Consider the following 23238-nt stretch of genomic DNA (forward strand, 5'->3'; position numbering starts at 1 on the left):
GGGGGGCGGTTGCGCGCTCACGTCGGTGCATCGGCGCCATGCGCGCGGGACATCGCCGACAGCACGCGGATCGCCGCATCCAGGTCAGCCGAACTGAAGTCGCCGGCGATGCTGCGGACATGCTGTTGCCACTGCCCGACCACGGCCTGATAGGCCGCCTCGCCGCGTGGCGTCAGCGCGTACAACGGGGAACGCTTGTGTGCCGGATTGGGGAGCGATTCCACCAGCCCTTCATCGGTCAGCACGTTGATCTGTTTCAGCACCGCCTGCCGCGTGATGCCCATCGCGTCGGCGATCTGCGGGATGTTCGGGGCTTCCGGCGCCAGCGAGATGGCGCCCAGCACCTGCCAGCGTGCACTGGTCAGGCCGTGCGGCCCGGCAAAGGTGTTGCCCCATTCGATCAGCAGGCCGTTCAAGCGGAATACGGACAGTGCGACGGTGGTCAACTTCGCGGATTTCGTCATGTTCGATACGCAGGATGAATTGACAACTACTTTACGTATTGGACAACTGGTTGTCAATTTGATGAATGGATGTCGCTGAACGAAACCGGGTGGGCAACCGACAACGCGATCCGGCACCGGTAACAATTGCGGCGTCGGATCGCGGGTCAACAAGAAAGCCCCTGGAGAGAAACCGGTGAGAACGGTCAGGAACATGGGCGAACGAGGCGGAGCGAATCCGAGCGGCGGCGGCACCGTCGCCGTTTACGAGGAGAGCCGGACTCATCCCGGGCCGGGCGACGATCCGGCGGGGCGTCGCAATTGCTACGTGTCGCAGCACGCGATCATCCTCGAAACCTCGACCGGCCTGCGGATCGAGCGAATCGTCGACGACAACTGAGTCGGGTGGTGAGCTGACCCGGCCGGGCGCATTTGCCGCGCACGACCGGCAAACCCTTTCCGATCAATGGCTTGGTGTCGTTAATGGAAGGTTGTCCACAAGCTTGCCAACACAATCTGTGGAAAAGCCGTGCATCGCGCGTCGCCCGCGCGTCAGGCCGGCTGCGGAAAGCGCACCGTGACGGTCAGCCCGCGTCCGCCTTGCGTGGTGCCGAGCGCGACCGTCGCGCGATGCTGTTCGGCGATCCGCTTGACGATCGACAGCCCGAGCCCGCTGCCCGACGACGTGACGGCCTGCGCGCCTTCGCCGCGATAGAAGCGCTCCCACACGTCGTTGCGTTCGGCTTCCGGGATCCCGGGGCCGTCGTCGGCGACTTCGAGCACGGGCGTCGTGCCGTCGATGCGTGCCGACACATCGACGCGCGCACCGTCGCCCGCATAGCGGATCGCGTTGTCGACGAGGTTGTTCAGCAGCACGCGCAACGTGTCCGCATTGCCCGACGTCATCACCGGCGTCGACACGATCGCGCCGAGATCGATCCGGTGCGCGTCGGCGACGCGCGTGCGATCCGATACCACCGACCGGCACAGCGCGGCGAGATCGACGGGCGCCGATGCGGAAGCGGCCGCCTGCGCGTCGGGCTCGAGGCGCGCGAGCGTCAGCAACTGCTCGGCGAGGTGACCGAGGCGTGTCGTGCCCGCCTGGATCTGCGCGAGGATGTGCTCGCGTTCCTCGGCGGTCGCCGCGCGCCGCAGCAGCTGCGACTGGATCGACAGCCCCATGATCGGCGTGCGCAATTCGTGCGCGGCATCGGCGATGAAGTGGCGCTGCAGCGTGAACGAGCGGTCGAGGCGCGCGAGCAGGTCGTTGATCGCTTCGGCGAGCGGCCGGACTTCGTTCGGCATCGAGCCGACGTCGACCGGCTCCAGATTGTTCGCATTCCTGCGTTTGAGGCCGGATGCGATCGTGCGCAGCGGCCGCAGCCCCGCGCCGATGCCGAACCACAGGCCGATCGCGAGCAGCGGCAGCATCGAGAACACCGGCCACAGCAGATGCACGGCGATGCCCGCGATCGCTTCCCATCGGGCGTGGCGTGCCTGCGCCAGCCGGATCGTCGTGCCGCCGCGCTCGGTCACATAGGTGCGCCACGGCTGGCCGTCGACGTCGACGCTCGCGATGCCTTTCTGCTCAGGCGGCGGCAGTTTCGAATCGCGGTCGGTCGAATACACGAGCGTGCCGTTGCGCCAGACCTGCAGCAGCACCGCGTCGGGGTCGCTCGCTTCGAAGCCGTGCTTGCCGTTGGCGTGGTTGCTGAACGACAGCTCGCCGTTCGGGCCGACGACGATCTGCTTCGACATGCTGCGCATCTGGTCGTCGAGCAGGTCGTCGAGCTCGCGCAGCGCGCCCCAGTAGGTGCCCGCGCTCGCGACGAGGCCGATCACGCACGCGGCCGGCATCAGCCACGTCAGCAGGCGCCGCCGCAGCGACGTGTTGCGCCAGCGCGCGATCGCGCGTTGGATGCGCGTCATGCGCCGTCACCGATCCGGTAGCCGACGCCGCGTACCGTGCGGATCATGTCGTGGCCGAGTTTCTTGCGCAGGTTGTGGATGTGCACCTGCACGGCGTTGCTCTCGATCTCCTCGCCCCAGCTGTACAGCCGTTCCTCGAACTGCTCGCGCGAGATCACCGCGCCCGGGTCGCGCATCAGCTCGTGCAGCAGCACGAACTCCTTCGGCGACAGCGGCACTTCGTCGTCGTTGAGCCAGACGAGGTGCTTGACGGGGTCGAGCCGCAGCGGGCCGATCACGAGCGTCGTCTGCGCGCGGCCCGCGTGGCGGCGGCTCACGGCGCGGATCCGGGCGAGCAATTCGTCGAGCTCGAACGGCTTGACGAGATAGTCGTCGGCGCCGCTGTCGAGGCCCGCGATGCGGTCGGGCACGCCGTCGCGCGCGGTGATGATGATCGCGGGGAGGGTTTCGTCGCGGCGGCGCAGCGCGGCGAGCACCGACAGGCCGTCGCGGTTCGGCAGCCCGAGATCGAGCAGCAGCAGGCCGTAGCCGGTCGCGCGCAGCGCGAGCGATGCGGCGTCGCCGTCCTTCACCCAGTCGACCGCGAAGCCTTCCTGTTTGAGGCCCTGTTCGAGCCCGCTGCCGATCAGCGGATCGTCCTCGACGAGCAGTACGCGCATGAATTCGTGTCTCTTCAACGGGGCGCCGTGGCACCCGGGGTTCCCATGATAAGCGCCCGTGTCTTAGGCGCAGCTTAAACGTGGGCGGCGCGCGGCGGGCGCTCCCATGCGTCCGATGCGGCACCGCGTCGCTTCCGGGCGACCTTCAGGTTTGCTTAATCTTACGGTCCGTAATCTGGTGCCGTCGCGTTCAACGGGGCGCGGCGTCACATCGAAGAAGAGGACCACGATCATGAAACACCTGGCCAGAATCCTGACGGTTGCGCTCGCCACGTTGCCCGCCGCCGTCTACGCGCAATACACGGGGCCGTCCACGCTGACGACGACCACCGTGAAGGAGCTGCTTGCGAACGGCAAGGACGACCAGCACGTGCAGCTGCAGGGCCGCATCGTCAAGCATGTCGGCGGCGAGGATTACGAATTCGCCGATGCGACCGGCACGATCCGCGTCGAGATCGACCACAAGCTGTGGGCGGCCGGCCAGCCCGTCAGCGACAAGAACGAAGTGAAGGTGACCGGCGAATTCGAGCGCAAATGGTCGGGCAGCGTGAAGGTCGACGCCGATCACGTCGAAGTGCTGCGCTGACCGGTGCGCGCGGGGCCGGTGATACCATGGACGACCGGTTCCCGTTCCCACCAAGATGGCCGCCAATTTCGACGAACTCGCGTCCCGGATCCGGGCGCAATTTTCCGAGCTGAGCCCGCAATTCCAGGCGGGCGCTGCCTTCCTGCTCGATCACCCCGACGAAGTCGCCACTTCGTCGATGCGCAAGGTCGCCCAGCGCGCGCAGGTGCAGCCCGCCTCGCTCGTGCGGCTCGCGCAGCAATTCGGTTTCCCCGGCTGGAACGAGCTGCGCGACCTGTGCGTGGCACGCGTGCGCACGCGCCCCGAGCCGCTCACGCAGCGGGCGCGCTCGCTCGTGCGGCCCGACGCGCAGGCGTCGCTCGCGCACGACCTGCTCGCCGCGCAACAACACAACCTGTCGGCCACCGCCGCGCAGAACGAGCACGCGCTCGCCGATGCCGCGAAACTGATCCGCAAGGCGTCGCACGTGCACGTCGCGGGGTTTCGCTCGTGTTATCCGGTCGCGTTCGGCTTCGTGTACGGCTACCGGCTGTTCCGTCCGACCGTGTCGCTGCTCAATGGCGTCGCCGGTTCGCTCGAGATGGAGCTGCGCACGATCGCGAAGCAGAGCGTGACCGTCGTCGTCAGTTTCGCGCCGTATTCGCAGGAAGCGACGCGCGTCGCGCAGGCCGCGAAGGCGCAGGGCAGCCGGATCGTCGCGATCACCGACAGCGCGGTGTCGCCGATCGCACTGCACGCGGATGCGCAACTGATCTTCACGCACGACAGCCCGTCGTTCTTCCCGTCGCTGGTGGCCGCGCATGCGATGGCCGAAGCGCTGGTCGCGCAGTTGCTGGCGCTCGAAGGCAGCGATGCGATCGCCGCGCTCGAGCGCACGGAAGCGGAACTGCACGCGAAGGGCGCGTACGTCGTCTGACGCGGTGCGTGCGGCGTCGCCCCTTCCTCATTCAGGATTCAAGCGGATTCAACCGATGACGTTCACATACGAGGTGACGGATGCGGGCGACGCGAACGTGCGCAAGCAGATCGTCGCGCCGCTCGTCCGGTTCAACGAAAGCCAGGCGGGCCCGATCGACGCGCGTCCGCTGGCCGTGGTCGTGACCGATGGCGAAGGCGCGGTGGTGGGTGGCCTGTGGGGCAGCACGGCGTACGGCTGGCTGCATGTCGACCTGCTCGTGGTGCCCGAGGCCGCGCGCGGCCAGGGCGCGGGCACGCGCATCATGGATCTGGCCGAGTCGGAGGCCGTCGCGCGCGGCTGCCACAGCGCGTGGCTCGACACGTTCGACTTCCAGGCACGGCCGTTCTACGAGAAACGCGGCTATGTCCGCTTCGGCGAGCTGCCGGATTATCCGGTCGGACATTCGCGCATTTTCCTGACGAAGCAGCTCGCGGGCTGAGTGTCGCCGCCGCAGGGCGCGGCGCGGTTGACGTCGCGGCCGGCCGTCACCTAGGATACCGGTCAGCGATGCAGGTCGCTTCCGGGTCCGCGGAAAGGGTTGAACCCACCTGTCGCAGCGAATTCAGCTTTCCCCCTGTCCTTTGTGCTGGCGGTATTGCGGACCTTCGGCCATCCACTGCACGAGGATCCGCATGAAAAAGCTGCCTCCCAAGGCCCATCCCGATCATCTGAAAAAGCAGGCCAAGGCATTGTTGCGCCTGTACCGGCAAGGCGACGCCGATGCCGTCGCACGCTTTGTCCGGTTTCTTCCTGCCGCCGCGAACCACACGCACGACGAAGCGCTCGCGCTCGGGCTTCGGCTGCATGACGCGCAATCGTGCATCGCGCGCGAGTACGGTTTTGCGTCATGGGCCGATCTCGGCGCGTTCGTCGAAACGCATGCGCTGGCCGGGCAACCGCGCGCGCAGGTGGTCCGGCGCTGGCTCGACCTGGCGTACGGCGGCGACGTGACCGGCGGCGTCGACGCGCCCCGGCCGCGCGTCGCCGCGCAATTGTTGCTCGACCATCCCGAGCTGGTCGCGGACGATCCGACCATCGCGTGCGCGGCCGGCGACCTCGACGCCGTGAAGGCGGCGCTGGCCGCCGATCCCGGCTGGATCGCGCGTGCCGGCGGCGCGTTGAAGCTGCCGCCGCTGGTCGCCGTCACGCATTCGCGGCTCGGGCAGCTTCCCGAGTTCGCGGCCAGGCTGCGCGCCTGCGCGCGCCATCTGCTCGATGCCGGCGCCGATCCGAACCAGCGGATCGGCAACCGCTTTCCGCCTGCGTCGCTCGCGGAACCCGACGAAGCGGGGCCGCTGTCGGCGCTGTACGGCGCGGCGGGCGTCAATCGCGATCCGGTGCTCACCGCGATGCTGCTGGAAGCCGGCGCCGACCCGAACGACGGCGAATCGCTGTATCACTCGGTGGAGCATCCGGCCTGCACGCGCGTGCTGCTCGAACACGGCGCGCGGGTGAGCGGGACGAATGCGTTGCGGCGCGCGTTCGACATGCGCGATGCCGATGCGCTCGAACTGCTGCTCGCGCATGGCGGCGACCCGAACGAGCCGCCCGGCCCGGGGCTCGCGCAGATCTGGGGCGCACCGTTGTTGCGGGCGATCGGCGTGCGCTGCTCGGCGCGCCACGTGGCCGCGCTGCTGGCGGCCGGCGCCGATCCCCGCGCGCAAACGCCGACAGGCATCAGTGCGTACCGGCTGGCGATGCAGACCGGGCTGTCCGACGTCGCGGCCTTGTTGCGGGCGGCCGGCGCGGACGAGGCGCTCGACGCGGCGGACGCGTTCGTGGCGGCCTGCGCGCGCGCCGACGCCGACGATGCGCGGCGCATCCAGGCGCGGCATCCCGAACTGCCCGGCGCGCTGCCCGCTGAACGGCTGCGGTTGCTGCCGGACGCCGCCGCGTGGGGGGCGGGCGACGCGGTGAAGGTCATGGTCGAACTGGGCTGGCCGATCGCCGCGCGCGGCGGCGACTGGGACGCGAGCGCGCTGAATCACGCGGTGTTCCGCGGCGACGCGGACTTGCTGGCGTTCCTGCTCGCGCATGGCGCGAACTGGCGCGACCTGCACGGGTTCGGGAGCGACGCGCTCGGCACGTTGTCGTGGGCATCCGTCAACGAACCGGAGCAGGTCGGCGCGGCCGACTGGGAGGCGTGCGCGCGGGTGCTGCTTGCGCACGGCGTGCCCAAGGCCACGCGGGACCCGTCGAATCCGGACGACGTGCTGATCGACGGCCGCGCGATGCGCTTCTCCGAAGCCGTCACCGACGTGTTGCTCGGCATCGACGGCGGGCCGGCCGCATCGGCTTGAACGACCGTGGGCCGGCGACCGGCAGGTGGCGGCGCCGGCCCGCTCGTGGGCGGATGCGGGCGTACAGTCGGCGTGCCCCGTTTTCCCCGTTGCGCGACGACATTTCGGCGAACGCTGAAACGTCGCGTGCACGACCGGCGTAAGCTCGGTCGTCACCTTCCTTCCGGAGTCCGCGATGACCCGTTCCGACCTGCAAGCCCGCCAAGCCGAAGCCTTCCGCGCCCTGCATGCGCGCCCCGGCGCCTTCATCATCCCGAACCCGTGGGACGCCGGCACCGCGCGCCTGCTCGCGATGGCCGGCTTCGAGGCGCTCGCGACCACGAGTGCCGGCTACGCGTTTTCGAAAGGGCAGCCCGACAACGCGATCGACCGCGACGCGATGCTCGATCACATCGACGAGATCGTCTCCGCGGGCGGCTTGCCCGTCAGCGCGGATCTGGAGAACGGCTTCGGCGACGCGCCCGACACGGTGGCCGAAACGATCCGGCTCGCGGCCGAGGCCGGCGCGGTGGGCGGCTCGATCGAGGACGCGACGGGCCGCGCCGACGCGCCGATCTACGCGCGCGAAGCGGCGATCGAGCGTATCGCGGCGGCCGTCGACGCGGCACGCGGGCTGCCGTTTCCGTTCACGCTGACCGCGCGTTGCGAAAACTACCTGCATGGCCGCCACGACCTCGCCGACACGATCGCGCGGCTCGTCGCCTATCGCGACGCGGGCGCCGACGTGCTGTACGCGCCGGGCATCACCGATGCGCACGACATCGCGGCGGTGACGCAGGCGGTCGGCGCGCCCGTGAACGTCGTGATGGGGCTGCAGGGCGGGTTGCTGAGCCTCGATGCGCTGGCGGCGCTCGGCGTGAAGCGCGTGAGCGTCGGCGGCGCGTTGGCGCGGGCCGCGCTCGGCGCCTTTCTGCGCGCGGCGAAGGAGATGGCGCAGGACGGCACGTTTACATTTACGCAAGCTGCCGTGCCCGGGCGCGATATCAACCGCTGGTTTGCGTCACCCGATAATTCGCCGGATTTGTTCGGCAAATGAGCGCAGATAAATCGTGGGATCGTTTCCAGTCGAAACGTTGCTTGACAATAATCAAGCGATTCCCTGTCCGAATTAAACGTCGGTGACGACGCAAAATACATCGTCTATTCTCCGCATTCCCGCCCGTTCGACCGGCGCCGGCGCACAAACCGCGCCGGATCGGGCGATCGGGCGCTCGCCGGGCGCGTCGATGCCGCGCATTGTTGCATTTCCTCGGTCAGTATGTTTTTGATCGCGGGAGTTGCCGGCTGATTATTTGATTGATAATCTGCGGCACGTTCGAAAGGACAGTGGGTGGTCCGCCGGGAATATCGATATATATAAATGCTGAGAGAGCGATGACGAACCGAGAAAATCAACGCGTCAGGTTTCGCGTCGGCGATGTCGTGACGCTGAAGACGGGCGGGCCGCGCATGACCGTCACCTATGCCGGGCCGGTGGTATTCGACGACGGCGACTGGCTGATCTGCCAGTGGTTCGACGAAAACGGCGAATTCCGGCAGGAAATGTTCCCTCACGACACGGTGGTGGCCGAGCCGCGCGCGATTTCGGCCGGGCGCGTCCGCATGCGGATGCAGTCGCATCGCTACCGGTCGGCTGCCTGACGATCCGCTGTCGTCGCGAGGCCGCCACGCCCGATACCCGCGCCGCGACATTTCACGTCAACCCGAAACATGCGGCAGCGCACTGCGCCGATACTGTCTGCATGAACCCGACCGATCCCATCGCAGCGGTCACGCACCGCGATCCCTATCCCTACTATGCGGCGCTCGTCGACGGGCCGCCGCTCGCGTTCGACGCCACGCTCGGCCTGTGGGTCGCGAGCCGCGCGGCCGCCGTGACGGCCGTGCTCGGCCATCCGGCCTGCCGGGTTCGCCCGCTGGACGCACCCGTGCCGCCCGCATTGCGCGGCACGACGGCCGGCGCGCTGTTCGGCGAGCTGGTACGCATGAACGATGGCGCGTTGCGGCACGACGTGCCGAAGCAGGCGCTGCGCGCGGCGTTCGCGCCGATCGACCCGGTGGCGCTGCGCGACCGTGCCGCGCGGATTGCCGCGCGGCGCTTGCCGGCGCCGGGCGACGCCGGCGCGCTGAACGCGTGGTGCATGACGGTGCCCGTTTGCGCGGTTGCCGATCTGCTCGGCTTCGACGAGACGCAGCTCGACGGTATCGCGGCGCAGGTCGTCGATTTCGTCGCCGCGCTGTCGCCGTTGTCGGATGCCGCGGCACTGGCCCGCGCGAGCGACGCTGCGCGAGCGCTGCTCGACCGGATGACGGCGCGCGTCGCACAGACGCAGGCGCACGACGGCACGCTCGTTGCCGCCGTGCAGCAGGCGGCCCGCGCATCGGGCTGGCAGGCGAGCGGCGCGCTGGTCGCGAATCTCGTCGGGTTGCTGTCGCAGACCTGCGAGGCGAGCGCCGCGTGGCTCGGCAATACGCTGGTGGCGTGGAACGGGGAAGCGGGGGCGAGCGCCGCGCGCGTCACGCCGGACGATGCCGCGCTCGACGCATTCGTTGCCGAAGTCGGGCGCTTCGATTCACCGGTGCAGAACACGCGCCGCTTCGTCGCATCGCGCACGACGATCGAAGGCGTGAGCGTCGAAGCGGGCGACGCGATTCTCGTCGTGCTCGCCGCCGCGAATCGCGACCCGGCCGTGCATCGCGATCCGCAACGGTTCACCCCTGGCCGCGCGGACGGGCCGAATTTCGGCTTCGGCACGGGGCCGCATGGTTGCCCGGGCGAGCGGATCGCACGGGCGGTGACATCGGGGGCGTTCGGGGCGTGGCTGCGTGCGGGCGGCGTACCGCCGCACGACGGGCTGGCGTGGGACTACCGCGCGTCGACCAACGTCAGGATGCCGAAGTTCGACGCGGTACGCTGAAGGGGAAAGCGGGACTTAACGGCAGCCTTGCTTCTCCGCCCATTGCTCCTGGGCGGCAACGCGGCGCTGCACGCGTTCGACGAGACCGGTCGAGAAGGTCCGCATGCTGATGCCGCGGCGCTTCGCGAGGATCGTCTGCGCGACATCGGTGCGCGGGTTCGGCTGGCAGGCCCAGTACAGCGTCATCAGCCAGCCGATGCCGGTCCACCCGAACAGCGCGTTGAACATCGCGACCGTCAGCTTGTCGTGCCGGCCACGCCGGTCGGCAATGACTGCCGGCAGAAAATAGATCGCAATCGCGGCCACCGAACCGGCCACTTGAATCAGGACTGCGTTCTGCATGTTGCTGCTCCATCCGAACTGCAATGGAACCGAGTATCGCGCTTTTTCCGTTTGCGTGCAGGCCGTGGGCAAGCAATTGATTGTTGCGTTTTTAATGACGATCAGCCGGCTTCGGCGTCCGCCGGCTGCACTTCGTTGCTTAGCGCGAAACCTTCGTCGAGCCAGCCCGTCACGCCGCCGATCATCAGCTTGACCGGCCGGCCGAGGCGTGCGAGCTGGATCGCCGCGCGTGCGGCACCGTTGCAGTGCGGGCCCGCGCAGTAGACGACGAACAGCGTGCCGGCCGGATAGCCGGCGAGCTTGCTCTCGATGATCTTGCGGCGCGGCAGGTTGCGCGCGCCAGGCACGTGGCCGGCGGCGAACTGATCGGGGCCGCGCACGTCGAGCAGCACGAAATCGGGCGTGCCCGATGCGAGCGCGTCGTGCACGTCCCAGCAATCGGTCTCGAAGCGCAGCGATGCCTCGAAATGCGCGAGGGCGGCGGGGCTGTCGGCGGCGGGCACGTCGGTGACGTAGGACATGGCAGGTTCTCCTGAAGATTGCGTGGAACGCGGTGGAATGAGGGGCAGTATCGCGGTTCGGCGCGTTTCGCGGCAGTGGCGCGATCGACAAGTTCCGGTAACATCGCGCCATGCTCAATCATCTCGTCGTCGCGCTCGCCTACGATCGCCTCTGCACGTTCGAATTCGGCTGCGTGGTCGAACTGTTCGCCCTCGAACGCCCCGAGCTCGGGGTCGACTGGTATCGCTTCGCGGTCTGCGCGAGCGAGCCGGGGCCCGTGCGCGCGGCGGGCGGGATCACGGTCGCCGCGCCCTATCGGCTCGCGACGCTCGATCGCGCCGACACTATCGTGATTCCCGGCTGGCGCGATCCGGACGAACCGCCGCCGGAGCCGCTGCTGAAGAAACTGCGGGCCGCGCATCGTCGCGGCGCGCGGCTCTGCTCGATCTGTTCGGGCGTGTTCGTGCTGGCCGCGGCCGGCGTGCTCGACGGCCTCACGGTGACGACCCACTGGCGCTATGCGGAGAAACTGCAGGCGCGCTATCCGGCGCTGCGTGTGAATCCCGATGCGCTGTACGTCGACGAAGGGCGGGTGATCACCTCGGCCGGATCGGCGGCGGGGCTCGACATGCTGCTGCATCTCGTGCGCCGCGATCATGGCGGTGCGATCGCGAACCGCGTCGCGCAGCGCCTCGTGCTGCCGCCGCATCGCGACGGCGGGCAGGCGCAGTTCGTGCCGCGCCCGGTCGCGCCGGGCGGCACCGACCGGCTCGCGAAGCTGATCGACTGGATGCGCGCGCACGCGGCTGAGCCGCATACGCTCGCGTCGCTCGCCGCGCAGGCCGCGATGAGCACCCGCACGCTGCAGCGTCAGTTCGCGGATGCAACGGGCATGTCGCCGCTCGCGTGGCTGATCCGCGAACGCGTGAATGTCGCGAAGGACATGCTCGAAGCGCAGCCGGCGCTGTCGCTCGCGCAGGTCGCGGCGCGCGCGGGGTTCGGTTCCGAGGAGTCGCTGCGCCGGCATTTCCGGCGCGTCGCGGCGACGAGTCCGGCCGCGTACCGGCGCGGGATGAGTCGCGGCGAAAGCGCACGGGACGCCTGAGCACCGTACCGATTCCTGTCGACTTTTTCTTCGGATGACACCGCAGTGGCGCAAGATCGCGCATCACCGCGAGAGGCCGGCCGCCTGAGCGGCCGACGCCGGCTGCAAGTGGCGACGCGCGCCGCCGGGCGGCGGCACGGCGTCGCGTTGCATTGCGTACTCAGCGTGTGCGGGTATCGCGCGCCTTCTGCTTGATGCACGCGATGCGATACACGCCATCCTCGACCTCGACACCGTGTGTGTCGTGCGTGAAGCCGGGGAAGCGCAGGTCGTACTGCTCGAGCGCCTTCAGGTAGCCGAGCAGCGGGCCGTCGGCCGGCCCCGCGTTCTCGCCGGGCATCAGCAGCGGAATGCCGGGCGGATAGGGCACGACGCCCGTCGCGACGGTGCGGCCTTCCATCTCCGCGAGCTCCAGCATCTCGATGTCGTTGTGCACCAGATGCTCGAACGCCTCGGCCGGGCTGTAGTCGGGCTTCGGCAGCGTCGAGAAGCCGCGCGACATCATCTCGGTCGTCTTCAGGTCGCTCATCGCGCTGAACATCAGGTCGCACAGGTCGCGCAGGCCGAGCTTGCCGTAGCGTTCCGGATAACGCGCGACGAGTTCGGGCAGCGCCTGTTCGAGCGGCGCGTTCGCGTCGTAGTCGCGCTTGAAGTCGAGCAGCGTGTTGACGAGCGTGCCCCACTTGCCTTTCGTCACGCCGAGCGAGAACAGGAACAGGATCGTGAAGTCGGTCGTCTTCTCGACGACGATCCCGTGCCGGTCGAGATACGCGGTGACGACCGACGCCGGAATGCCGACCGGCATCAGCCCGCCGTGCGCCGCGACACCCGGCGTGACGATCGACACCTTGATCGGGTCGAGCATGCAGTAGTCGTCCTCGATATCGCCGAAGCCGTGCCACGTATCGCCCGGATGCAGCACCCAGCACGACGGATCGGTGGCGAGCAGCGTCTCGTCCGCTTCGTGGAAGCGCACGCGCCGGCCCGTCTTGCGATCGACGACGCTATCGGGCTGCCAGCCGTTGAAGAACCAGTCGTTGTTCTCCGCGCATTCCGTATGCAGGCGCGCCAGCATCTGGCGGAACGCGACGGCCTCGCGGATCGCGTCCGTGGTCAGCGCTTCGCCGCCGGGGCCGTCCATCATCGCGGCGCTCACGTCGTTCGACGCGATGATCGCGTAGTTCGGCGACGTCGACGCATGCATCATGTACGCCTCGTTGAAGCGGGCGTGCTCGATCGGGTTGCGGCCGTCGCGAACATGAATGAACGATGCCTGCGACAGCGCGGCGAGCAGCTTGTGCGTCGATTGCGTCGCGAACACGGTCGGCTTGCTCGCGTCGTGTTGCGACGGATCGCCATGCATCGCATGACGGTCGCGATAGATCGGGTTGAAGCGCGCGTAGCCGTACCATGCCTCGTCGAAATGCAATCGATCGACGCTCTGGCCGAGAAGCGCCTCGACGCGCGCGACGTTGTAACAGAGGCCGTCGTACGTCGAGTTCGTGATCAGTGCATGCACGGGCGTCGGGTCGATGCCGTCGCGGCCGCGCACGAGCGGGTTCGCGTCGATCGCGAGGCGCACGGCAGCGGCCGTCAGCCGCTCGGGCATGATCGGCCCGATGATCCCGTAGTGGTTGCGCGACGGAATCAGGTAGGTCGGAATCGCGCCCGACATCGTCATCGCGTGCTCGGCCGACTTGTGGCAGTTGCGGTCGCACAGCGCGACCTGGTTGCGCGTCACGCTCGCCATCAGGATCACGCGGTTCGACATCGACGAGCCGTTCGTCACGTGATACGTGCGATGCGCGCCGAACACGCGCGCCGCATAGCGTTCGCTTTCACCGATCGGGCCCGAGTGATCGAGCAGCGAGCCGAGTTCGCCGACCGAGATCGACAGGTCGGAGCGGAACAGCGATTCGCCGAAAAATTCGAAGTACGCACGACCGACCGGCGATTTCAGGAACGCGGTGCCGCCCGTGTGGCCGGGCGTGTGCCACGAGTATTCGTACACGCGGGAAAACTGCGCGAGCGCGCGGAACATCGGCGGCAGCACGGTTTCGCGGTAGCGCTCGATCGCGGCGACGATCCGGCCGCCGATGAACGCGGTGGTGTCCTCCAGCATCCAGATGAAATCGTCGGCCTTGCGCATCGCGTCGACCGGAATCGCGGACGCGCTCGCGCGGCTCGCGAGCAGGAATACGGGCACGGTCGCGTTGCGGGCGCGCATCGCGTCGAGCACGGCCCGCGCGGGCACATGGTCGGCGTCGTTGCCGAGTTCCCAGTTGAGCAGCAGGCACTGGATCGCCGGATCGGCGGCGACCACCGCGCACGCATCGTCGGCGGACGTCGCGATCACGACGTCGACGAGCCGCGCGCGCAGCTCCTCGGCAAGCGCCGTCGCGGCGCGCCCGGTGGCCGTGCGTTCGTCGATGTCGTGCTGCACGAGCAGCGCCTTCATGCCGAGGCGGCGGAAGGCCGGTTGGGTCAAGGAAGCAGTCATTGTTTAATCCCCCGTTTGCTGGGTTGCCTGGACGCTCGCGGCAACGGCCGGCGAGCGCGCGTGAAGGGTGTCGGCCTGGTGACGGCCCACGGAGATCCAGAAGGTGGCGGCGAGCGCGGCAATGGTCACGCCGAGCGCGAGATAGCGCACCCAGCGCGGCGAGCGGCCGCCCGGATGGATATGGGTTTCCTCGATCTCGCGCTGGCGGTTGATCGACAGCTCGTAGAAGACGATCGTCGCGACGACGAAGATCAGCGACCAGCGCGTCTGCTGGCCATCGGAGCCGACCATCGCCCACAACGCGTAGACGGCGCCGATCAGGCCGACGATCGTATAGAACGTGAACTGGTGCGACGGCATCTTGCCGTAGCCGAGCACCTTGATCGCGATGCACGAGTAGATGTACGGCAAGAGCGTCATGATCACGGCGATCGACGCGATCTTGCCGAACTGTTCGCTCGCGCTCGGCGACATCGTCGCGAGCACCTGCACCGACATGATCAGCGCGACGATCGCGAGGCCGGCGGACGGCACGTTCTTCGAGTTCACGCGGGCGAACACGCCGGCGAACAGGCCGTCGTCGGCGGCCGCCTTCGCGGTCTGGCCGACCAGCAGCGTCCACCCCGCGAGCGAGCCGAGGCAGCCGAGCGCCGCGCAGATCGCGACCGCGTTCGCGGCCGTATTGCCGAGCGCGAGGCGCGCGGCATCCGCGAACGGCGCGCTCGAGGCGAGCAGCGCCTTGTTCGGAATCATCCCCATGATCACGGTCGAGCTGAGCACGTAGCAGACGGCCGCGAGCACGACGCCGCCGACGGTTGCGATCGGCACGTTGCGCGACGGGTTCTCGACGACGCCGGCCGATACCGACGCACTCTCGACGCCGATGAACGCCCACAGCGTGAAGTTCAGCGTCGCGCCGATCGCGCTGAAGCTGCTCGCGCCCGACACGTTCCAGCCGGCGAAGTACACGTCCTTGCTGAACCAGAACCAGCCGAACACGGCCATCCCGAGGATCGGCACGAGCGCGAAGATCGTCGTGACCGACTGCACGCGGCCGACGACGTTCGGCCCGAGGATGTTCGCGTACGTGAACAGCCAGATCACGAAGATCTGCGCGAGCGCGAACACGAGCGGGTCCTTCAGGACCGGGAAGAAATGCGTGAGGTAGCCGAGGCCGGCGACCGCGAGGCCGACGTTGCCGAGCACGTTCGCGAGCCAGTAGATCAGGTTGGTCTGGTAGCCCATGTACGGGCCGAACGACTTGCGCGCATACGCGTACGGGCCGCCGGCGGCCGGGTCGATCGCCGCGAGCTTCGCGAACACGAGCGCGAGCGACACGGCGCCGACGACGGTGATCAGCCAGCCGAAGATCGCGATGCCGCCGGTGGCGGCGAGGTTCGCGGGCAGCATGAAGACGCCGGAGCCCATCATGTTGCCCGCGACCATCAGCGTGGCGGGAATGACGCCGATTTTCGGCGCGGAAGCCGCGGCCGACGGGGCGGCGGCGCGGGAGGAGGACGAGCTGGCATCGGACATGCGACGCTCCTTGACGAGACGAGTTGCGGTTGAGGTGGCGCGGGGTGGCGCCGGTTGACGATTCCGGCATGAATCGTCGTTTTATTTAACGTTTTTATGTTATCGCCTTGGTGGTTTTTAATAAGGGTAAACGCCGGTATTTAATAACTTGAATATTGATGAATGTCATTGAAACCAGTGAATCGGTGTTTGAATTTGGGTGTGGGTGGGCCGTTCAGCAAGGATGCGGGCGTTTTTGTTAGTCTCGGCCATGGATGGTGGGATCACGCTGCTGAAGCCGATGTGGATAATCCATTTTTCCCGAATCGGTTAAATCAATTCGTGACGTAAATGGCGTCGCAAACGGGGTTAGGGTTTGTCGGTTAATATCGGGCGCATTAAACGCGTGCCGTCGGCGCACGCGACCACCGCTTCTTCCCCGAGGACGATTCCGATGACGACGCTGCCTTCCCGTTTGCCGCTGATCCAGGCGCCGATGGTCGGTTCGCTGAGCCCGCTCGCGATCGCGGTGTGCGAAGCCGGCGGGCTTGGCTCGCTCGCGTGCGCGGCGCTCGGCCCGCAGCAACTGCGCGACGAAATCGCGGCGATCCGGGCGCGCACAAGCGCGCCGTTCAACGTGAACTTCTTCTGCCATACGCCGCCGGCGCCCGACGCCGAAGTCGAGGCACGCTGGCGTGCGGCGCTCGCCGGTTATTACGCGGAGGCCGGTCTCGATCCGGCCGACGTGAAGGGCGGCCCCGGCCGCGCGCCGTTCGACGACGCGATGTGCGCGGTCGTCGAGGAACTGCGCCCGGCCGTCGTCAGCTTCCATTTCGGGTTGCCGGACGATGCGCTGCTCGAGCGCGTGCGGCGCACGGGTGCATGGGTGGTGTCGTCCGCGACGACCGTCGAGGAAGCGCGCTGGCTCGATGCGCGCGGCGTCGACGCGATCGTCGCGCAGGGCGCGGAGGCCGGCGGCCATCGCGGGATGTTCCTGACCGACGACATCCACGCGCAACCGGGCCTGTTCGCGTTGCTGCCGCAGATCGTCGACGCGGTGCGCGTGCCGGTGATCGCGGCCGGCGCGATCGCCGACGGGCGCGGCATCGCGGCTGCGTTCGCGCTCGGCGCACGCGCGGTGCAGATCGGCACGGGCTACCTGCTGACGCCGCAAGCCGGCCGCTCGGCGCAGCATCGCGCGGCGGTGCGCGCCGCGCGCGACGACGCCACGCGCATGACCAACCTGTACACGGGCCGCCCCGCGCGCGGGCTGCTGACGCGCTTCATGCGCGAGCAGGGGCCGATGAGCGCGCTCGCGCCGGCGTTCCCGCTCGCGACGGCCGCGGTCGATCCGCTGCGCGGCGCGTTCGAGCGGCAGGGCCGCGACGACTTCTCGCTGCTGTGGTCGGGCGAGGCCGCGGCGCTCGCGTGCGAAGCGGATGCGGGCGAACTGACGCAACGCCTGTGGTGCGACGCGCTCGCGTGCGCGGCGGGGCTGCGCGACGCGTTTCCGCAGGCGGTCTGAGCGACCGGGAAGGGGGCGCCGGCGCGGGAGCATCGGCGTATCATCTGGGTTTTCGTCAGCCCGATCCAGGCACCCCCACCATGACCTCCGTCGACACTACCCCCGTCCTCGACCATGACAAGCTCGTTACCTTCATCGAGCGCAAGTGGAACGATGAAATCCTCCACGCCCTGACCGACTACATCGCGATCCCCGCGAAGAGCCCCGCATTCGACCCCGACTGGGCGAAGCGCGGCTATCTCGAGCGCGTCGTCACCGATGCCGCGCAGTGGGCCGAGCGCCAGCCCGTGAAAGGCCTGAAGCTCGAGATCGTGCGCCTGCCCGGCCGCACGCCGGTGATCTTCTTCGAATCGCCCGCCACGCGTTCCGGCAGCACCGACACGATCCTGCTGTACGGCCACCTCGACAAGCAGCCCGAATTCGACGGCTGGCGCGCGGACCTCGGCCCGTGGACGCCGAAGTACGAGAACGGCAAGCTGTACGGCCGCGGCGGCGCGGACGACGGCTATGCGATCTACGCGAGCCTCGCGGCGCTCGGCGCGCTCGACGAGCAGGGCATCGAGCGGCCGCGCTGCGTCGGCCTGATCGAGACCTGCGAGGAATCGGGCAGCTACGACCTGCTGCCGTACGTCGATGCGCTGCGCGACCGGCTCGGCCAGGTGTCGCTCGTCGTGTGCCTCGATTCGGGCGCCGGCAACTACGACCAGATGTGGCTCACCACGTCGCTGCGCGGGCTCGTGTCCGGCGACCTGCAGGTCGAGGTGCTCGAGGAAGGCGTGCACTCGGGCGTGTTCGGCGGCATCGCGCCGTCGAGCTTCCGCGTGATGCGCCAGCTGTTCGAGCGCCTCGAGGATGCGAAGAACGGCAACCTGCTACCGGGCGTGTTCCATTGCGAGATTCCCGACAGCCGCGTGCGCGAAGCCGAGGCGGCCGCGTCGATTCTCGGCGACGCCGTATGGAAGGGGCTGCCGTGGGCCTGCGGCGCGGACGGCAAGCCGGTGCTGCCGACCACGACCGATCCGCGCGAGGTGCTGCTGAATTCGACGTGGCGTCCGTCGCTGTCGGTCACCGGCGCGGCCGGCTTGCCGGCGCTCGCCGATGCGGGCAACGTGCTGCGTCCGCGCACCGCGTTCAAGCTGTCGCTGCGCCTGCCGCCGCTCGTCGATGCCGCGCAGGCCGTGCAGCAGCTGAAGGAATTGCTCGAACTCGATCCGCCGTACAACGCGAAGGTCACGTTCAAGCCGGACGCGGGCGCCGCGACGGGCTGGAGCGCACCGGATCTCGCGCCGTGGCTCGCGTCGTCGCTCGATGCCGCGTCGCGCCGCCACTTCGGCGCCGACTGCGCGTACATGGGCCTTGGCGGCACGATCCCGCTGATGAACGTGCTGCAGGAAGGGTTCCCGTCCGCACAGTTCATGGTGTGCGGCGTGCTCGGGCCGAAGTCGAACGCACATGGCCCGAACGAATTCCTGCACGTGCCGTATGCGAAGAAGCTGACGGCGGCGGTCGCGGACGTGATCGCGACCGCGCGCTGAGCGCTTGACGATCAGCAGTGACCACTGTCCGACCCACCCTCACGGAACCTTGCCGATGACCGCACTGCCGACGTCCGATACCGAACCGCTGCGCATGCGCGCCGAACCGCTGCATGCATTCGTCGCGGCACTCTGGGAGCGGGCCGGCAGCAGCGAGCGCGAGGCAAGGCTCGTCGCCGATCACCTGGTCGGCGCGAATCTCGCGGGCCACGATTCGCACGGGATCGGGATGATCCCGAACTACGTCGCGTCGTGGCGGGAAGGGCAGTTGCAGCTGAACGGGCACGCGTCGATCGCGCGCGACGGCGGCGCGGTGCTGACGATCGACGGCGGTCGCGGCTTCGGCCAGGTAATCGCGTTCGAGGCGATGGTCGAGGGGATCGACCGCGCGCGACGCATGGGCATCTGCGCGATCGGGCTGCGCGACGTGCATCATCTCGGCCGCATCGGGCACTGGGCCGAGCAGTGCGCGCGCGCGGGGCTCGTGTCGTTCCATTTCGTCAACGTGCCGGGCGACCTGCTGGTCGCGCCGCTGCACGGCACCGATCCGCGCTTCGGCACGAACCCGTTCTGCGCCGCGTATCCGCGTGCGGGCCGGCCGCCGCTGCTGCTCGATTTCGCGACGAGCGCGATCGCATACGGCAAGACGCGCGTCGCGTACAACCAGGGCAAGCGTGTGCCAGCCGGGTCGTTGATCGATTCTCGCGGCCAGCCGACCGACGATCCGGCCGTGATGCACGAGCAGCCGTTCGGCGCGCTGCTGCCGTTCGGGCTGCACAAGGGGTACGCGCTGGCGGCGATGTGCGAGATTTTCGGCGGCGCGCTCGTCGGCGGGCATACGACCTACGGCGACACGCTGCAGAAGACGAGCGCGATCGTCAACGGGATGCTGTCGGTGCTGATCGACCCGAACGCGTTCGATGCGGCCGACGCGCAGCGCGAAGCCGATGCGTTCGTCGCATGGGCGAAGGCGTCGCCGCAGGCGGGCGATGCGCCGGTGCAGGTGCCGGGCGAGCCGGAGGAAGCGAGCCGCACGGCGCGCGGTGCCGGCGGCATACCGGTCGACCGCGCGACGTGGCGGCAGATTCGCGAGAGCGCGGCGGCGGTCGGCTTCGACGAAGCCGAGCTCGACGCGTGGACGCAGCGCTGCAGGGCATTCGCATGAGCTGGCAATCGGAACAGGCGCACGGCGAGGAGATCGCGTATCGGCTCGCGCCGCTTGGCAACGTCACGGTCGTGCGCTTCTTCAGCGGTGCGGCGCTGCGGCTCGACGGCGTGATGTTCGGTTTCATGTCGCGCGGGTCGCTGTTCCTGCGTGTGGATGACGTGAACCGTCCGGCGTTCGTCGCGGCGCGGATGGGGCCGTTCTCGTACGAGCGGCCCACGCGCACGGTTTCGCTCGACGGCTATTACGAAACGCCGGCCGACGTGCTCGAGGATGCCGGCGCGCTGTTCGACTGGTGTCGCGGCGCGTATCGCGCGGCGCTGCTGGCGGGGCCGCCGAAGCGCAAGGCCAGGGCGGTGCCGAAAGCGAAGCCGGCGCAGGAAGCGAAGCCCGCGTCGAAGCGGGCGGCCAAGCCGGTATCGGAAGCGTCATCGAAATCGGCGCCCGCGCAGGAAGCGAAGCCGGCATCGAGGCGAGCCGCCAAGCCGGCATCGAAAGGACTGCCGAAAGCTGCGCCGGCTCAAGGGGCGAAGCCTGCGTCGAAGCGAGCCGCCAAACCGGCATCGAAAGCGCCTGCACAGGAAGCCAAGCGGGCAACGAAGCGAACTATCAAGCCGACGTCGAAACCGGCAGCGAAATCCCCGGCGAAGCGCAAGCAAACATAGTGCCGGCCGCGCGAAGCGAAAGCCGCGCGACTTTTCTTTTTTGTCGGCCCGGCCGTCGCCCGGTGATTCACGCGACATGCGCCGGCTGGCACAAGGGCGGCCGGGGAGGGACACAGTCACGAAAGCGTCAAGCGCGTGCCGCACCGCACATCCCCCATGCTTCACAACGGCGGCCTCGGCGTTTATGATCGGCGCGGGTTGCACCGGTGCCTGGCGCGACCCGCGCCGGCCGCGCCGCCGGCTCCGCGAACGGCGCATCGTACGCCGCGCGGGGCGCTTCCCCCACTCATCATTCCAGACGGAGACAGCCGATGCTCGTCCTGATTCTCGGTTTAGCGATCTTCCTCGGTGTGCACTCGATCCGGATCGTCGCGGACGGCTGGCGGTCGGCGACGATCGAGCGGATCGGCGAGAAGCGCTGGAAGGGCCCCTATGCGATCGCGTCGATCATCGGCTTCGTGCTGATCATCTGGGGGTACGGCATCGCGCGCCAGGGCGCGACGCTGCTGTGGGTGTCGCCCGTCGGCGTGCGCCACCTCACCGGCATGCTGACCGCGATCGCCTTCGTGCTGATCGCCGCGTCCTACGTGCCCGGCAACCGCATCAAGACGCTCGTCGGCCATCCGATGGTGGCCGGCGTGGCGGTGTGGGCCATCGCGCACCTGCTCGCGAACGGCACGCTGCACGCTGTCGTGCTGTTCGGCGCGTTCTTCGTATGGGCGCTGGTCGATTTCGTCGTGTGGCGCGCGCGGGATCGCCGCGATGGCGTGCGCTACCCGGTAGGCAGGCTGTCGGGCGACGTCGTGGCGATCGTGGCCGGGCTCGTCGTGTGGGCCGTCTTCGTGCGGTTCCTGCACGGCTGGCTGATCGGCGTACGGCCGTTCGGCTGAGCGGCCAGGAGATTGAGCAACCGAGACGTCGAGCAACCGAGCGGCGGCCGACCGGCGCACCGCTCGTCCGCCTGGAGCAATAATCAGCGCGCCTTCGCGCCGGCCGTCTCGCCGAGTTGTGCCGGCTTGCGGCGCAGGAAATAGGCCGCGACGATCGCCAGCGCCGTCAATACCGTGAACCAGAACTGGAAGCGTGAATCCGGGTTGAACGCCTGCGAGCCGAGCACGGCCACCAGCGCCAGCAGCGCGATCCAGTTCGACACTGGATAAAACCACGCGCGGAATGCCTGCGGATCGCGCGGCGCGTGCTTGTCCTGCCGGCGCATCGCGAAGTGCGCGACGATGATGAAGATCCACACGATCATCACGAACGCGCCGCTGCTCTTCGCGAGCATCAGGAACAGGTCGCCGCCGCTCACGAAGTGAACGCCGAGGATCGACACGCAGATCGCGAGACACAGCACGAGCGCGTTCATCGGCACGCCTTTCGCGTTGGTCCGGCCGAACATCGCGGGCGCGTGGCCGCGCTGGCTGAGCGAGAACAGCATGCGCGAGTTCGAGAACAGGAACGAGTTCATCACCGACATGAACGACACGAACAGCACGATCTTCATCGCGACGGCCGCGCCCGTGAAGCCGGCCATGCCGAACAGCGACACGTACGGCGATTTCAGGTTGGCCTTGTCGGTCCACGGCATGCACAGGATCAGGATCGACACCGAGCCGACGTAGAACACCATCACGCGCACGATCACGCTCTTGATCGCCCGGATCACGTTCTTGCTCGGGTTCTCGGATTCGCCCGCCGCGACGGCCGCGATTTCGCTGCCGCCGAGCGAGAAGATCACGACCATCACGCCGGCCAGCACGGGCGACATGCCGTTCGGCATGAAGCCGCCGTGATCCGTGAGGTTCACGAGCCCCGGCGCGGGAATGCGCGGCTGGAAGCCGAGCAGGATCGATGCGCCGAGCGCCATGAAGATGATGATCGTCGTCACCTTCGCGAACGACAGCCAGTATTCCGCTTCGCCGAACGAGCGCACCGAATACGCATTGCTCGCGATCAGCGTGACGAGCATGAACAGCGCGCCGCCCCACACGGGCAGCCACGGCAGGAAATCGTGGAGGATCGCACCGAGCAGGATCGCCTCGACGGTGATCGTCATCATCGACTTGAACCAGTACAGCCAGCCGACCGCGAAGCCGGCCCATTCGCCGAGATAGCTGCTGGCGTAGGTGGAGAACGACCCGCTGTCGGGGTTGCGGGACGCCATTTCGCCGAGCATGAACATGACCAGCGTGACGATCACGCCGCCGATCAGGTACGACAGGATCGCCGCGGGGCCGGCGGTCGCGATGATGGCGCCGGAGCCGACGAACAGGCCCGCGCCGATCACGCCGCCAAGCGCGATCATCGTGATGTGCCGTTGCTTGAGGCTTTGCCTCAACGAGTTGTCCTGCATCTCCTACCTCTAGTTATTGTTGGCCCGTTGGCCGGGAGCGCATCGGGCCGCGCGGCGGCAAGCGTGCTGCCGCCGCATGGGCGCCGATGTCGAGGGAGCGTGTGTGACGCGATGTGCCGGGCCGCCGGCGGTGAATCGGAATGGCGGCCGCGAAGTGCCGGTCGGTGCCCGCGAGAGGGCGATGACGACGACCCCCGGATTGTGGGCGGACACCGTCGTCACGGCAAACGAGATATGCG

At 68.4% G+C, this 23238-nt stretch carries 22 protein-coding genes; 14 read left to right on the plus strand and 8 right to left on the minus strand.

What is annotated here, in order from left to right; translation table 11 throughout:
• Positions 1-17: 17 nt before the first annotated feature.
• Positions 18-464, minus strand: a complete 447-nt coding sequence (locus LGM56_RS02005; protein ID WP_319000743.1) for a MarR family winged helix-turn-helix transcriptional regulator — start codon at positions 462-464, stop codon at positions 18-20.
• A gap of 175 nt (positions 465-639) precedes the next feature.
• Between LGM56_RS02005 and LGM56_RS02010 the strand changes: the two genes are divergently transcribed.
• On the plus strand, positions 640-843 hold the full coding sequence (locus LGM56_RS02010) for a hypothetical protein (RefSeq protein WP_226202481.1): 204 nt from the start codon (positions 640-642) through the stop codon (positions 841-843).
• A 152-nt stretch (positions 844-995) separates the two neighbouring features.
• On the opposite strand, the gene LGM56_RS02015 is transcribed toward LGM56_RS02010, so the two are convergent.
• Both LGM56_RS02015 and LGM56_RS02020 read right to left on the minus strand, forming a co-directional pair.
• Positions 996-2372, minus strand: coding sequence for an ATP-binding protein (locus LGM56_RS02015; protein ID WP_226202483.1), 1377 nt, complete (start codon positions 2370-2372; stop codon positions 996-998).
• Positions 2369-3031 (minus strand): response regulator, encoded by a 663-nt coding sequence (locus tag LGM56_RS02020; RefSeq protein ID WP_089441911.1) that lies wholly within the window; start codon positions 3029-3031, stop codon positions 2369-2371. Before LGM56_RS02020 ends, LGM56_RS02015 begins: the two co-directional genes overlap by 4 nt.
• Positions 3032-3263: 232 nt before the next feature.
• Here LGM56_RS02020 and LGM56_RS02025 point away from each other — a divergent pair, with 232 nt between their 5' ends.
• From LGM56_RS02025 to LGM56_RS02055, 7 genes are all read left to right on the plus strand, one after another.
• Positions 3264-3617, plus strand: a complete 354-nt coding sequence (locus LGM56_RS02025; RefSeq protein WP_089462255.1) for a YgiW/YdeI family stress tolerance OB fold protein — start codon at positions 3264-3266, stop codon at positions 3615-3617.
• A 55-nt stretch (positions 3618-3672) separates the two neighbouring features.
• On the plus strand, positions 3673-4533 hold the full coding sequence (locus LGM56_RS02030) for a MurR/RpiR family transcriptional regulator (RefSeq protein WP_089426983.1): 861 nt from the start codon (positions 3673-3675) through the stop codon (positions 4531-4533).
• Between the two features lie 55 nt (positions 4534-4588).
• Positions 4589-5014 (plus strand): GNAT family N-acetyltransferase, encoded by a 426-nt coding sequence (locus LGM56_RS02035; protein WP_089496464.1) that lies wholly within the window; start codon positions 4589-4591, stop codon positions 5012-5014.
• A 193-nt stretch (positions 5015-5207) separates the two neighbouring features.
• The gene (locus tag LGM56_RS02040) at positions 5208-6875 is read left to right on the plus strand and encodes an ankyrin repeat domain-containing protein (protein WP_226202485.1); all 1668 of its coding nucleotides are present in this window, start codon (positions 5208-5210) and stop codon (positions 6873-6875) included.
• A gap of 175 nt (positions 6876-7050) precedes the next feature.
• Positions 7051-7911 carry an isocitrate lyase/PEP mutase family protein gene (locus LGM56_RS02045; RefSeq protein ID WP_226202487.1) on the plus strand — a complete coding sequence of 287 codons (861 nt, stop codon included), beginning with the start codon at positions 7051-7053 and terminating at the stop codon, positions 7909-7911.
• A gap of 338 nt (positions 7912-8249) precedes the next feature.
• Positions 8250-8516 (plus strand): YodC family protein, encoded by a 267-nt coding sequence (locus LGM56_RS02050; RefSeq protein WP_089426987.1) that lies wholly within the window; start codon positions 8250-8252, stop codon positions 8514-8516.
• Between the two features lie 101 nt (positions 8517-8617).
• Positions 8618-9793 carry a cytochrome P450 gene (locus LGM56_RS02055; RefSeq protein WP_226202489.1) on the plus strand — a complete coding sequence of 392 codons (1176 nt, stop codon included), beginning with the start codon at positions 8618-8620 and terminating at the stop codon, positions 9791-9793.
• 15 nt (positions 9794-9808) lie between these two features.
• Here LGM56_RS02055 and LGM56_RS02060 read toward each other — a convergent pair whose 3' ends face one another.
• A complete protein-coding gene (locus LGM56_RS02060) occupies positions 9809-10135 on the minus strand; it encodes a superinfection immunity protein (protein WP_011354384.1) in 327 nt (108 codons plus the stop codon).
• Positions 10136-10236: 101 nt separating this feature from the next.
• Complete coding sequence (locus LGM56_RS02065; RefSeq protein ID WP_069252181.1) at positions 10237-10656, minus strand: rhodanese-like domain-containing protein; 420 nt, start codon at positions 10654-10656, stop codon at positions 10237-10239.
• A gap of 110 nt (positions 10657-10766) precedes the next feature.
• On the opposite strand from LGM56_RS02065, the gene ftrA reads away from it, so the two are divergent.
• A complete protein-coding gene (ftrA, locus tag LGM56_RS02070) occupies positions 10767-11741 on the plus strand; it encodes a transcriptional regulator FtrA (RefSeq protein ID WP_089496469.1) in 975 nt (324 codons plus the stop codon).
• A gap of 160 nt (positions 11742-11901) precedes the next feature.
• On the opposite strand, the gene LGM56_RS02075 is transcribed toward ftrA, so the two are convergent.
• Together LGM56_RS02075 and adiC are read right to left on the minus strand one after the other, a co-directional pair.
• Positions 11902-14241, minus strand: coding sequence for an Orn/Lys/Arg decarboxylase N-terminal domain-containing protein (locus LGM56_RS02075; RefSeq protein ID WP_226202491.1), 2340 nt, complete (start codon positions 14239-14241; stop codon positions 11902-11904).
• 3 nt (positions 14242-14244) lie between these two features.
• Positions 14245-15777, minus strand: a complete 1533-nt coding sequence (gene adiC / locus LGM56_RS02080; protein WP_226202493.1) for an arginine/agmatine antiporter — start codon at positions 15775-15777, stop codon at positions 14245-14247.
• Positions 15778-16210: 433 nt separating this feature from the next.
• On the opposite strand from adiC, the gene LGM56_RS02085 reads away from it, so the two are divergent.
• From LGM56_RS02085 to LGM56_RS02105, 5 genes are all read left to right on the plus strand, one after another.
• Positions 16211-17281, plus strand: coding sequence for an NAD(P)H-dependent flavin oxidoreductase (locus LGM56_RS02085; RefSeq protein ID WP_226202495.1), 1071 nt, complete (start codon positions 16211-16213; stop codon positions 17279-17281).
• A gap of 80 nt (positions 17282-17361) precedes the next feature.
• The gene (locus LGM56_RS02090; protein ID WP_089496473.1) at positions 17362-18816 is read left to right on the plus strand and encodes a M20 family metallopeptidase; all 1455 of its coding nucleotides are present in this window, start codon (positions 17362-17364) and stop codon (positions 18814-18816) included.
• Between the two features lie 55 nt (positions 18817-18871).
• The gene (locus LGM56_RS02095) at positions 18872-19981 is read left to right on the plus strand and encodes a malate/lactate/ureidoglycolate dehydrogenase (protein ID WP_226202497.1); all 1110 of its coding nucleotides are present in this window, start codon (positions 18872-18874) and stop codon (positions 19979-19981) included.
• Positions 19978-20646 (plus strand): TfoX/Sxy family protein, encoded by a 669-nt coding sequence (locus LGM56_RS02100; RefSeq protein WP_226202500.1) that lies wholly within the window; start codon positions 19978-19980, stop codon positions 20644-20646. Before LGM56_RS02095 ends, LGM56_RS02100 begins: the two co-directional genes overlap by 4 nt.
• 311 nt (positions 20647-20957) lie before the next feature.
• Complete coding sequence (locus tag LGM56_RS02105; protein ID WP_226202502.1) at positions 20958-21536, plus strand: NnrU family protein; 579 nt, start codon at positions 20958-20960, stop codon at positions 21534-21536.
• Positions 21537-21619: 83 nt separating this feature from the next.
• On the opposite strand, the gene LGM56_RS02110 is transcribed toward LGM56_RS02105, so the two are convergent.
• Entirely contained in the window at positions 21620-22999 is a 1380-nt protein-coding gene (locus LGM56_RS02110) for an amino acid permease (RefSeq protein ID WP_319000744.1), read from the minus strand.
• Positions 23000-23238: the final 239 nt, after the last annotated feature.

Source organism: Burkholderia sp. AU38729, from assembly GCF_020419725.1.
Classification (GTDB): domain Bacteria; phylum Pseudomonadota; class Gammaproteobacteria; order Burkholderiales; family Burkholderiaceae; genus Burkholderia.